This is a genomic window from Chryseobacterium oleae, from assembly GCF_900115055.1.
Lineage (GTDB): Bacteria > Bacteroidota > Bacteroidia > Flavobacteriales > Weeksellaceae > Chryseobacterium > Chryseobacterium oleae.
On record NZ_FOVD01000008.1, the window covers coordinates 47,441 to 60,231 of the forward strand.

At 39.5% G+C, this 12,791-nt stretch carries 11 protein-coding genes; 3 read left to right on the forward strand and 8 right to left on the reverse strand.

Translation table 11 applies throughout. The annotated features are described in order from the left end of the window. Positions 1 to 33: 33 nt before the first annotated feature. From BM143_RS20085 to BM143_RS20120, 8 genes are all read right to left on the reverse strand, one after another. The gene (locus BM143_RS20085; protein ID WP_090026755.1) at positions 34 to 1,920 is read right to left on the reverse strand and encodes an AMP-binding protein; all 1,887 of its coding nucleotides are present in this window, start codon (positions 1,918 to 1,920) and stop codon (positions 34 to 36) included. A 193-nt stretch (positions 1,921 to 2,113) separates the two neighbouring features. Continuing rightward, positions 2,114 to 2,476, reverse strand: coding sequence for a response regulator transcription factor (locus BM143_RS20090; RefSeq protein WP_047455980.1), 363 nt, complete (start codon positions 2,474 to 2,476; stop codon positions 2,114 to 2,116). 6 nt (positions 2,477 to 2,482) lie between these two features. After that, positions 2,483 to 5,188 carry an ATP-binding protein gene (locus tag BM143_RS20095; RefSeq protein WP_167375327.1) on the reverse strand — a complete coding sequence of 902 codons (2,706 nt, stop codon included), beginning with the start codon at positions 5,186 to 5,188 and terminating at the stop codon, positions 2,483 to 2,485. Continuing rightward, positions 5,181 to 5,375, reverse strand: coding sequence for a hypothetical protein (locus tag BM143_RS20100; protein ID WP_034731116.1), 195 nt, complete (start codon positions 5,373 to 5,375; stop codon positions 5,181 to 5,183). The genes BM143_RS20095 and BM143_RS20100 overlap by 8 nt, the downstream gene beginning before the upstream one ends. 70 nt (positions 5,376 to 5,445) lie before the next feature. Continuing rightward, positions 5,446 to 5,673 (reverse strand): DUF6814 family protein, encoded by a 228-nt coding sequence (locus tag BM143_RS20105; protein WP_047455982.1) that lies wholly within the window; start codon positions 5,671 to 5,673, stop codon positions 5,446 to 5,448. Between the two features lie 43 nt (positions 5,674 to 5,716). After that, positions 5,717 to 7,297: an MFS transporter gene (locus BM143_RS20110; RefSeq protein WP_090026759.1), complete on the reverse strand. Its 1,581-nt coding sequence runs from the start codon at positions 7,295 to 7,297 to the stop codon at positions 5,717 to 5,719. Positions 7,298 to 7,347: 50 nt separating this feature from the next. After that, positions 7,348 to 8,727, reverse strand: coding sequence for a porin (locus BM143_RS20115; protein ID WP_090026761.1), 1,380 nt, complete (start codon positions 8,725 to 8,727; stop codon positions 7,348 to 7,350). 308 nt (positions 8,728 to 9,035) lie between these two features. Further along, positions 9,036 to 9,452, reverse strand: coding sequence for an IS1/IS1595 family N-terminal zinc-binding domain-containing protein (locus BM143_RS20120; RefSeq protein WP_090026764.1), 417 nt, complete (start codon positions 9,450 to 9,452; stop codon positions 9,036 to 9,038). Positions 9,453 to 9,612: 160 nt separating this feature from the next. On the opposite strand from BM143_RS20120, the gene BM143_RS20125 reads away from it, so the two are divergent. The 3 genes from BM143_RS20125 (at position 9,613) to argC (ending at position 12,515) form a co-directional block, all read left to right on the forward strand. Next, a complete protein-coding gene (locus tag BM143_RS20125; RefSeq protein ID WP_090026766.1) occupies positions 9,613 to 10,218 on the forward strand; it encodes a GNAT family N-acetyltransferase in 606 nt (201 codons plus the stop codon). Continuing rightward, on the forward strand, positions 10,187 to 11,380 hold the full coding sequence (argG, locus tag BM143_RS20130; protein WP_090026990.1) for an argininosuccinate synthase: 1,194 nt from the start codon (positions 10,187 to 10,189) through the stop codon (positions 11,378 to 11,380). Before BM143_RS20125 ends, argG begins: the two co-directional genes overlap by 32 nt. A 172-nt stretch (positions 11,381 to 11,552) precedes the next feature. Beyond that, the gene (gene argC, locus BM143_RS20135; protein WP_090026768.1) at positions 11,553 to 12,515 is read left to right on the forward strand and encodes an N-acetyl-gamma-glutamyl-phosphate reductase; all 963 of its coding nucleotides are present in this window, start codon (positions 11,553 to 11,555) and stop codon (positions 12,513 to 12,515) included. Positions 12,516 to 12,791 lie beyond the last annotated feature (276 nt).

Consider the following 12,791-nt stretch of genomic DNA (forward strand, 5'->3'; position numbering starts at 1 on the left):
TTATTAATATTAAATATATGTTTAATTTATCGCTTAAGCCCTATAGTCATTGATTTTTTCCTGAATTTCCTCAATGATTTTTTCATCATCAATAGTAGACGGAATCTGAAAATCTTTTCCATCCAGCAGCGTTCTTATCAGTTTCCTTAAGATCTTTCCGGAACGTGTTTTTGGTAAGCGTTTGACAACCATAGCGTTTTTTAAAAAAGCCACAGCCCCGATTTTTTCCCGAACCATTCTGATGATATCTTTTTCCACTTCTTCTTCAGAGATTGCTGTTCCGTTTTTCAAAACAACAGTAGCAAAAGGAACCTGTCCTCTCAGTTCATCATCAATTCCCACGACAGCGCATTCTGCAACATCGGAATGTGATGAAACTATCTCTTCCATTTCCGACGTAGAAAGTCGGTGTCCTGCAACATTGATCACATCATCCACTCTTCCGGTAATGAAAATATAGCCGTCTTCATCGCGAATAGCGCCGTCTCCCGAGAAATAATACCCTTTATACTGCGAAAGGTAGCTGCTTTGAAAACGCTCATTGTCATTCCAGATGCCCAAAAGTGCTCCGGGAGGAAGGGGAAGTTTGATAATTAAATAGCCTTCCTGATGGGCATCAAGTTCATATCCGTTCTCATCAAAGATCTTGATGTCATATCCCGGAATAGGTTTTCCGGCGGAAGCTCTTTTAATTTTATATTGATCATCGAAAGTCATCAATCCCAGCATAGGCCATCCGGATTCGGTCTGCCACCAATGATCTATCGCGGGAACTCCAATGTGCTCTGCAAACCAGTCTAAAGTCGCTACATCACATCGTTCTCCGGCCAGAAACTGTTTTTTGAAATGGGACAGATCGTATTTTTTAACCAACTCACCATTCGGATCTTCTTTTTTTATCGCTCTGATGGCTGTCGGTGCTGTAAACATCGTAGATACTTTGTATTCTGAAATAATTCTCCAGAACGTACCTGCATCAGGTGTCATGATGGGTTTTCCTTCAAAAATAATCGTTGTATTCCGGTTGATAAGCGGTCCGTAGACACTGAAACTGTGACCTACCGCCCAACCGAAATCTGAAGCTGCCCAATAGGTTTCTCCGGGTTCAACTCCGTAAATATATTTCATGGAAAACTTCAGCGATGTGGCATAACCTCCGGTGTCCCGTGCAATTCCTTTCGGTTTTCCTGTAGTTCCTGAGGTGTAAAGTAAATACAATGGATGGATAGATTCCACGGAAACGCAGTCTGCGGGCTCTGATTTTTGAACCAGTTCTTCATAATCAATCAGTCCTTCGAACATTTCATCCTGATTGTCTACCAGTTTTCTGTTGTAAACAATTATGTTGTCCACTTTGTCCTGCGCCAGTTCAATGGCTTTTTCAACGAGGGGTAAGTAAGGAATTCTTCTGGCTATTTCTACACCGGCTGTAGCGGTGATCAATGCTTTGGGTTTGCAGTCATCAATTCGTACGACCAGTTCATTCGGGGCAAAACCTCCGAAAACCACATTGTGAATCACTCCGATTCTTGCACAGGCCAGCATCGCAAAAAGTGTTTGCGGAATCATTGGCATATAGATAACGGCTGTATCTCCTTTTTGAAGGCCTAATGAAACCAGTCCTCCTGCCAATTTTGAGATCTCTTCTTTGGCTTGACTAAAAGTGTAGGTTTTCTTCTGGTCTGTAACCGGAGAATCATAGACAATGGCAATCTGATCTCCAAAACCGTCTTCAATATGCTGATCAATACAGAGATAACACATATTGAGTTTTCCGTCCGCGTACCACTGCGGATAATCATTTTTATCTTTAGAAAGAATCTGTTCCGGAAACTCAAACCACTGTATTTCTTTGGCCTGTTCCTTCCAGAAATTTTCTTTGTCTTCTATGCTTTGTTTAAACAGAATATCTGCGTCCATATTAATTTTTGTGTTTCATGTTTTTTTGTTTTGCGGACAGACGATAGGTCAGCGTTTTGTTTTCAATCTACTGTTTCACATTTCAGTTGTAAGTCTGAATTTTCTATCCTTGGCAAGGTTTTAAACCTTGCCAAGGATGTCTCAAGTCTGAAATCTGATGTCTGAAATCTGATGTCTGGAATCTAAAATCTCCCTACCCAAACATCTCCTCAATCTGCTGCATCAGCTTCTTAATGGAATAAGGCTTCGTTACATACGCATCAGCGCCCATTTTGAGACCTTTTTCAATATCTTTCGGGTTGTTTTTTGCGCTCAGAAAAATGACTTTTGTGTCATTCATTCTTTCATCTTTTTTGATGGCTTCCAGGGTGCTGTATCCGTCCAGATTGGGCATCATGATGTCCAGAAGGATCACATCGGGAACCATAGTTTTCAGGAAGTCCAGAACTTCGGTTCCGTCTCTTGCGATATAAACGTCGTAGCCGTTTTTCTTAAAGCTGTATTCCAGCGACATTAATATTTTGTGTTCGTCATCGGCAATAATGATCTTTCTCATAGATGGTTATTGGTTTTGTTCAACTTCATTTATAATCTCTTGTAGTCTGTTGTAAGGAATGCGTATCGTAAAAGTGACGCCCAGCCCGCTGTTTTCTGCCTGTATGGTTCCACTGTGAGCCTGAACGATTTTTTTTGAAATAGCCAGTCCGAGTCCGCTTCCTGTAGGTTTTAAAATATTCTGGTTTTTCGACTGATAAAATTTATCAAAGATCATCTCCAGGTCTTCTTCCGGGATATGTCTTCCGGTGTTAAAAATGCTGATGATCAGATAATTTTCTTTTTCTGATAATTTGGTTTGTATGGTTCCCTGATCATCGGTAAATTTTAAAGCGTTTCCGAGGATATTCTGGAAAAGCTGGATCATTCTCGCCTCGTCGTGTTCAAATGTAGGATGATTCAGGAGATTCACTTCACTTAAATGAATATTTTTCTGCTGTATCAGATGGAGTAGAGGATTTAAAGCTTTTTTGTAGGTTTCAAGAATATTATTTTCTTTGATGTTCAGGGCGATTTCCCCGTGTTCCAGTTTGTCAAGGTAAAGAATATCGTTGATGATCTCGCTCAGCCTGTCAGATTCCGTGATGATATTGTTTAAAAATTCCTGTTTGATATCTGTTGGAATATCATCATCGTCCGCTAAAATTTCTCCTGCCGAACGGATGGCGGTGATCGGGGTTCTTAATTCGTGGGCAACAGAATCAAGAAAGTCATCTTTCTGACGGTCTTTCACGATTAGGTTCTCGTTAGCTGTCCTCAGGTCATCAGAAAGTTTCTGCAATTCTTCAGACTGTTCCGTGAGCTTTTTATTGAGTGTAATATTTTCTTTAGATTCCTCTAAAATATTTAAAACTTCCTTTAAAGATATTTTATCTTCTTTGGTCACACCCTCGATCAGAATTTTTGCGGATGCAGTCCCAATTCTTCCTGCGAGGAGGTTTTCAGAAAATTTGATAAACCTTGAATCTGCCGTTTCCGTTTTAGAGTCAATATTATATTTTAAATTAAAGATCCTTAAGGCCTGTTCCGTTTTATTCTTGCCTAAAAATCTTTCCAGAATATTCCTGATGTCTGATACGTAAGCGGTTCCGCGCCATACAAAAGCATTCTCATGATTTAAGATATGCTTATCAATATCCACATATAATTCTGCAAAATTTCTTTCCCGGTAGTTTCCTTTAACACTTACCGAAATAATGGTAAACAAGGCTGTATTGGTGAAAATGGACCAGAAAAATATTTCAGGAATCCTGCTTAAAAAAGAAATATGGAAAAATCCGAAAGCATTATAAGTTTCCCGGATAAAACCTTTTAGTTCTGGGTTGTAAGAGAAATAATACTGCGGAATAATTAATCCGAAATAACAGATCGCCAATCCTGCAAGAAGCCCCGTTACCGCCCCTTTGTAACTTCCCCTTCTCCAGAATATCGCTCCGAAAAAGGATGGCGCCAGCTGTGCAATTACAACAAATGAGATAAGCCCCACAGAATCCAGCGATGTTTTCAGAATAAAATATTTATAGAAAACAAAAGCCATGATGATCAAAGCGAAAATGCTGAATTTCCGGATGTTCGTGATGTTTCTTGTATTTCGAACCTCGTTGTCGGATTTGAATTTCCCCAACAAACCATAAGGAATGATGAGGTTATTGGAAAGCATGATGGATAAAGTGATGGCCGAAATAATGATCATGGAAATGCATGAACTCAATCCGCCCAGAAATACAAAAACAGTGATTAAAGTATTGTCAAAATATTGCGGAATCAGAATAGAGTAGAACTCCGGATTTACTTTTTCTCCGTCAAAAATAAGCCTTCCTCCCCAGGCAATCGGGAAGATAAATATGGTGAAAATCAATAAATACAAAGGAAAAAACCAGATCGCTGTTCTGATGTGTTTCTCTTGTCTGTTCTCAATAATCGCGGTGTGAAACTGTCTCGGCAGAATGCAGATGGCTGTGGCAGAAATCATGCATAAAACCATCCAGTTCATAGCTCCCTCAATGCCGTTGAATGTATTTTTTTCTTTAAAATCTTCAAATTTGCTGGCCTTTTCATAAATATCGGAAAAGCCGTCGAATACAAAGTAAATAACAAAAATACCCAGAATAATGATGAAGAAAAGCTTTAAAAAACTCTCCAGGGCAATGGCGGAAATAATACCCAGACGTTTTTCTGAGGCATCTACATATCTCGTTCCGTAATAGGATGAGAATAAGGCGATTAAAACAACCACAAACGTCGCGTTGTCAGTCAGTATATTGCTGGACATTGAAGTTTCAGTCACCAAGTGGAATGTTTCAGAAATCGCTTTGATCTGAAGTCCAATGTAGGGAACGATGGCTAATAGACAGACGATCGTAATGATCGCACTGAAGCTTCTGCTGTTTCCGTACCGCAAAGAAATGAAATCGGCAAGGCTGCTGATTTTGTTGATTCTGGAAATTCTTACAATCTTCGTGTTGATGTAGATCCATGCAGGAATGATCATGATGGGGCCAATGTAGATCGGCAGGTAATTCAGTCCGCTGGTAGCGGCAACACCTATGCTTCCGTAGTAGGTCCAGGCTGTGCAGTACACCGCCAGAGACAGCGCGTAGATGTAGGGATTGTTGATCCATCGCTTGCTCTTCTTCTTCTCTGCCAGGTGGGCAACTAAGAACAAAAGGGCGAGATAGAGTAAAACAACAACAAATAACGCGAAACTACTCATCATACTTTTTTACGATTACAAAAGAAATAATGATAGAGATCATCCAGACCGCGAACAGGTAAATCAGAATCATCGGGTAGCCAAAAACATCTTTTTCACTGTTGAAAAGCAGTGAAATAGGGATGCTGAAAGCCATCATCAGTCCGATGCTTAGGATAATCAGTTTTTGTTCGTGTCTTTTCTTCATAAATGAGGATTGATAAAAGATAATTGATGAGTAACTATCACCCATCAATTATCATTAATCGTTTATAAACTTAAATCTTGTCGTCTGAATATTCTCCTATCAGCGAATAGTATCCGAAAATAGCCAGTCCGCCCGAGATGATCGGCATCAGTACAAATAAGATGATGATCCCGAATACCAGATCTTCCTGCTTTCCTGACGTGATTTTTGGAATCCCCAGAACCGTAGTCCCGAAATATCCCACCACCAGTGCCACTGCAATCCAGAGTATACCTAATATTTTTTTTAGTCCGTTCATTTTAGTAGTTTTAAAATTAGTAAAAAATTAAGTGATTCGGTGTTTAATCATGAATATTATTATTCTTATTTTTAAGATAAAACAATCCGATGATTAAACAGACTGCGGCAACTCCAATCGGATACCAAAGCCCTTCCAGATACCATGTGGGATGTCCTGCATCTTTCCCCTGAGTCACCAGATAAGTGGCCACCGCCGGAAGAAGTCCTCCGAATACCCCGTTTCCGATATGATAAGGGAGTGACATTGAAGTGTAGCGAATCCTTACCGGGAACATTTCAACAAGGAAAGCAGCAATAGGACCGTACACCATAGTTACAAAAATCACCTGAATGAAGACCAGAAAAACCAGATACCATCTTGTATCATTATTCAATGTAATAGATTTTGTAATTTTTGGCTCTTCCGCTTTTCCATCTTTCATGACAGGACCGGCTGCAGACCAGTGTACGATGCTGTCTTTCTTCATGAAGGTTCCATCTGTAAACGTCGTTTCTTTATGGAATGTAATTAAGCTATCCGATGCAATGTCTTTGTGAATGGCAGCGGTTCTTGTCTCTTTGATCCCGTCGTTTACAACCGTTTTAGCTTCTATGTTGACACTTTTATACATGCTGTCATAAATGGGTCTGTAGGCTAAAATGGCCACCAGCATACCGGTCATCATAATTGCTTTTCGTCCGATTTTATCTGAGAGCCAGCCGAAAAATACGAAGAACGGAGTTCCCATTAACAGGGCAGTAGCCATTAGATAATCCACCTGCATCGAATCTATATTCATAACTTTCTGAAGGAAACTCATAGCGTAAAATTGTCCGGTATACCAGATAACACCCTGACCCATTGCAGCACCGAATAGCGCTAATAGGACGAATTTGAAATTGAATTTATTGCCGAAACTTTCTTTTAAAGGATTTTTAGAAGTTTTCCCTTCACTTTTAGCCTTAGCAAAAAGCGGAGATTCTTTCATGTTTTTTCTGATGAAATAAGAAACGCCCACCATTAAAATAGAAATCCAGAACGGAACTCTCCATCCCCAGGAATCAAATTCTGCTGCGGATAATGTGTTTTTAGTGATTAGAATCACAATTAATGAAATGAAAAGTCCTGCAGTAGCTGTAGTCTGAATCCATGAAGTCCAGTAGCCTCTTCTGTGTGGCTGTGCATATTCTGCAACATAAGTCGCAGCACCTCCGTATTCTCCTCCCAGAGCCAAACCCTGTAAAAGTCTTAAGATTAAAACTAAAACCGGTGCCATAAATCCGATGGTTTCGTATCCGGGAATACAGCCAATCAGGAAAGTGGAGAATCCCATGATCAGTAACGTGACAAGGAAAGTGTATTTTCTTCCGATAATATCACCCAATCTTCCGAAGAACAAAGCTCCGAAAGGCCTTACCACAAATCCGGCTGCAAACGTAGCCAGTGTAGATAAAAATGCGGCAGTAGGATTATCAGCAGGGAAAAATTTGGTCGCTAAAACGATCGCTAAACTTCCAAAAATATAAAAGTCATACCATTCTATCAGAGTACCGAGTGATGAGGCGGTGATCACGCTCCAGATGGTGCGGTTCTTCTGCCGTTCGGTCATATTCTCGTAGTTTTCGTGGTGATTTTCGCTCATGTTGATTGATTTTGATGTTAAAGAATTAAGATATTGAGTTCATCCCGTGTTTAAAGGTAAATTTGAAACTGTACAATGAATTCGCCTTTTGAAGAAGGGCTTTCCGTAGGACTGGTGTAAACAGGTCTTGTGGAGTATTGGGTAGTGATTTTTGCGTGATGTCCGTCTATGAACCAGTTGGCACCCACATCAAACTGTGAAGATGATTTGTCGAATGCTTCAAAGCTCTTGTGTGTATACGCTGCGAAAGGCTGTATTCTGATCTTCGGTTTTTCTGCCTGATTCGGAAGAAGTAAGCCTGCCTGAGCATACACTACATTTCCTGTTCCGATCATAGGTTGTAAGTTTCCGGGACCTGCGATGGCTCTGTTTCCCGCAAAATTCGGATCATTGGCTGCAATATTCATCGTTCCCAGATTTCTTATGTAGTTAGGCCCGAAATTGTAGTTATAATATCCGGCATAAGCAGAAACGGCCATCTTGTGCTTGGCATTTCCCAAAGGAATATCTGCAAATGCATCCACGGCTAAAAGGGTAATATCATGTTTTTCAATATTGGAATTAATGGAAGTTCTGGTTCCGTCTGCCTGATGATAAAAACCTGCGCCTACATTGAAGACTTTCTTTGTTCCTAAATACGAACCCACTTTGAAAGGAAGTGTATTGGATTCTTCATCAAGGAATTGATATTCAACATAACCCGCTTTTGAAAAGCTTGGATTTCCATTATTGTCAACGGCTGCAGCTCGGGAAGGGTCTGTAACATTAACCGGAGCCAGATCTGTCGCAAAAGGTTTGTTTAAACTGAAACGGTATTCCAGTTTTCCGTATTTTCCTTTAGCGAACATTCCGAGCTGTCTGGCAAATTGGTCTGAGTTATCAATTAATGGCCATGAGAAAATAGGGGAGTCTATGGTAAGGAAATTCAACGTTGAAGCCATTGTCATTCGGGAAAGTCCCATGTAGTAATGAAGTCCTGCCCCTAAAGATAAACTGAATTTTCCCGCTTCTCCAGGTAAAATAACTGCATACTCATTCCATGCGTCATGAAAAAATAACTGTGGTTTCTTTCCGTTTCCATAACCTCCTGTTCCTGTGGTGCCTGTAGCTCCGCCGTTGATGAAGGTCTGGTTATTGATCCCAAAGTGAGCTAGAATCATGTATCTTTTAGAAATTTGGGCATACATTAAAGCACGTAATCTTCTGTTTCCCAGACTCCAGGAATTGTCGGTGGCTTCTCCACCTACCATACTTCCCGGATTCATTTGGGTATTCCTGAGCCAGAACTGGTCCCATAAAATAAATCTGATGTACTTATCTCCCTGCTGATTGAGGTTTAATTTTAGTCCGCCTCCGTAATCAGGAGAACCCTGTGAATATAAAGAACTGCTTATTAGGGCTAATCCAATAAATGAAAGTAATTTCTTCATAAATTATCAATTTTTGGCGTTGTTTTTTGTGAAAGCCAAATTGTAATTAATAATTTAGTTATAAAAATTTAATATATATTTGTGGTAATGGTATAGTTTTGTTGTAACCGACTGGTTTTTAGATAGAATTTCGGGTTTTGAGTTGGAGAGTCTGAGTGTTGAAGAGTGAATGGGTCTGAAGGTTATTGTGGATTGAATCTTGGCTAACGACGTGGTGTCTGGTGGCTGAGTCCTCGAAGCCACCATTCCTATGTCTGAAATCTGAAATCTGATGTCTTGTATCTTAATTCCTGGCTCTTGAATCTTCTCTACTTCTTAAATCTCTCCCACTTAATCAGCATATACTTATCCGCAAACTGAGTAATGATAAGACCTGAGTTTTTGATGTTGTCTTCCTGGGCAATGTATTCAATTAATTCATTCTGTTTTAGAATTTTATAAACCGGATGGAATTCTGAATGGGGTGGTCTTGTGATGTTGTATTTCTTGATCCATGAACTGATCGTGACGTGAGAAACCCCAATAATACGCTCTATTTCTCTAAAGCTTAAGCCTTCAAGATAGAGCTGCAGCGCCTTGGTTACGTAATAGTCGTCGATCTGTTTCCCTATTTTTTTGACGGTAAAATAATAGTTGCAGTCTTTACAGAGAAAACGCTGTTTTTCTTTAATAATCCCGCTTTTTACAATGGTGCTGCCATTACATTTTGGGCACTTATTTTCCATAGCTATATGTTTTTAGCAAATATATAATAATTTAGCAAAGTTACATTTTATTGTAAAGATAAAATTACCTGTTTATTTCTTTAAATCAAAAAAAATATCTTTTTAATTTGGTTTTTAAAGTTATTATGCTTTAAATTTGCCAAAAAAATCAGATAAATAAATGGAAATAGAAATTTCCTCATGCGAACATCTCATGTATGTGAGTGAAATACAGCAGGAAATGTATGATTCAGCACAGCGCAGAGGAACGGGGATCGCAAAACGTTCCATCGAATACTTAACGAAAAAGATTTCAGAAGGTAACGCTGTGGTTGCCACTGAAAATGGCGAATGGGTAGGATTCTGTTACATTGAGACGTGGTCGCACGGTCAGTTTGTAGCCAATTCGGGACTGATTGTATCTCCGAATTACAGGAACAGAGGAGTGGCCACTTTGATTAAGAATAAAGTTTTCCAGTTATCTAGAGAAAAATATCCCAATGCGAAAGTATTTGGATTGACCACAGGACTTGCCGTTATGAAAATTAACAGTGATCTGGGCTATAAGCCGGTGATCTATTCTGAACTGACTCAGGATGAGGAATTTTGGAGCGGTTGTAAGAACTGTGTGAACTATGAAATTTTAATGAAAAAGGAACGTAAAAACTGTCTGTGTACAGCGATGCTTTTCGTTCCTGAAAATAATAATAATGTAAATGGGACTGAAATTCAGCAGTCCGAAATTGATGATTACAATGGAGAAAAAGAAAGTCGTCTTAGCGTTTAGCGGAGGTTTGGATACCTCTTACTGTGCTAAATATCTTAGTGAAACACTGGGATATGAAGTGTATGCAGTGACTGTAAATACCGGAGGTTTTTCTAAAGAAGAAGAAAAAGAACTGGAGAAAAAAGCCTTCAATCTGGGGGTGAAAGAGTACAGGTGCGTTGATGCTCAGGAAGATTATTACAATTCTTGTGTAAAGTATCTGATCTTCGGAAATGTGCTGAAAAACAATACCTACCCCTTGTCTGTAAGCGCTGAGCGTACGGTTCAGGCGCAGGAAATTGCAAAATATGCCATTGAAACCGGTGCAGATGCTATTGCTCACGGAAGTACGGGAGCTGGAAATGATCAGGTTCGTTTCGATTTGATTTTCCAGGTGATGTGTCCGGAAGTGGAGATCATTACGCCAATCCGTGATATGAGCCTGTCCCGTGAGGAAGAAATTGAATTCCTGAAAAGCCATGGGTATGAAATGGAGTTCCATAAAGCACAGTATTCTGTAAATAAAGGACTGTGGGGAACATCTGTGGGAGGAAAAGAAACGTTAACATCGAGAAATTCTCTTCCGGAAGAAGCTTTTCCATCACAAATTAAAGAAACCCAGCCTTCAGAATTGGAAATTGAATTTAAAAACGGTGAGGTTGTAGCGGTAAACGGAGAAAATTTTGAACATTCCGTAAAGGCGATTCAAAAAATTGAAGAACTGGCTTCTGCTTACGGAATCGGTCGTGATATTCACGTTGGAGATACCATCGTTGGAATTAAAGGAAGAGTAGGATTTGAGGCAGCGGCGGCATCAGTGATCATTAAAGCGCACCATTTATTGGAAAAACATACGCTTTCAAAATATCAGCATATGATGAAGTCCCAGCTTTCCGACTGGTATGGAAACTGGCTTCATGAAGCATTATTCCTGGATCCTGTGATGAGAAATATTGAATCCTTCTTAACTGATTCTCAGGAAACAGTCAGTGGAAAAGTATTTGTAACCCTTCATCCATACAGGTTTGTGTTAAACGGAATTGAATCCAAGCACGATCTGATGTCAGATAAATTCGGAAGTTACGGTGAAGCCAACAGAGCCTGGACAGGAGAAGATGTAAAAGGATATACAAAAATTGTAAGCAATTCCTTAAACATCTACCACCAGATCAATTCAAAATAAAAGCTTCTGTTAAGAAGCCCTAAATAAAGAACTTTAAATAAGATTTATAATTAAAGAGTTCCAACGGAACGATTTACCCCAGGATAGGACGCAGTCCTATCTATCAATAAAAACGATTTACCCAAAGGTAGGATGCAGTCCTATCAATTATCATCATCATATCATTAAAAATATGAAAAAAGCAGGAATTGTAGGCGCCAACGGCTACACAGGAAGCGAATTGGTCCGTGTGCTGGCTTTTCATCCCAATGTGTCATTGAGTTTTTTATATAGCCGTTCCAATTCGGGGACAAAGATTTCAGATTTGTACCCGGATTTAACGGCAGTTTGTGAGCAGGTTTTAACGGATCAACCGGAAGACGTGGATATTTTATTTCTGTGTCTCCCTCATAAGGAAAGTCAGAACTGGCTTACTAAAAACCCTGTAAAAGATGAGACTTTAGTCATTGATCTTGGAAATGATTTCCGTTTGGATGGAAGTTTGGGAAACAGAAATTTTATCTACGGACTACCTGAAATCAATAAAAAAAATCTGAAAGGTTCAAGAAGTATTGCTAACCCGGGATGTTTTGCAACGGCGATTCAGCTGGCGCTTCTTCCATTAGCGGAAAAAGGTTTGTTGAATGAAGTGTACACGACGGGGATTACAGGTTCTACGGGTGCAGGCCAATCTTTACAGGCAACGACGCATTTCACCTGGAGGAATGATAATATTTCGGCATACAAAACGCTGACGCATCAGCATGTGGAGGAGATTTTACAACAGTTAGTTTCGTTTAATCATAAAGATATCAGTCTGAATTTTGTTCCATGGAGAGGCGATTTTGCAAGAGGAATTTTTACAAGTTCTACAGTGAAAACAGATTTAGTACTTTCAGATATCGTTCAGTTGTATCAGGATTTTTATGAAGGGGAGCCTTTTGTCAAGGTAAGCGAAAATGCAATTGATTTAAAGCAGGTTGTCAATACCAATCGCTGTGTGATTCATATAGAAAAGAGTGGAAATGTAGCGGTCATTCACTCAGCGATTGACAATTTGTTAAAGGGGGCTTCCGGACAGGCGGTGCAAAACATGAATATAGCGATGGGCTGGGAAGAAAACCTGGGACTGAACTTAAAACCTATGGCATTTTAAAAAAGCGAATGGTCAATTGTGAATTGAAAAACTGAAATATTCGACTTAGGAAAATGGAGCGTTAAGAAAATTAATTCTATGAACGTTAAGAAAATTCTACTGTTTGAAGCGCGACAAAAATGTTGAACCGAAAAACAAATGCCGAATTCGCGCAAGTTTTAGAATTTTTAGAGAATAGAAATAATTTTTAGCGAAAGTTTCCAGGTCTTGAACTTTTGTTTCTTTTGTTTGACTACGTCGAATCTTCGATTTCAAGACAAAAGAAATTAATTAAAA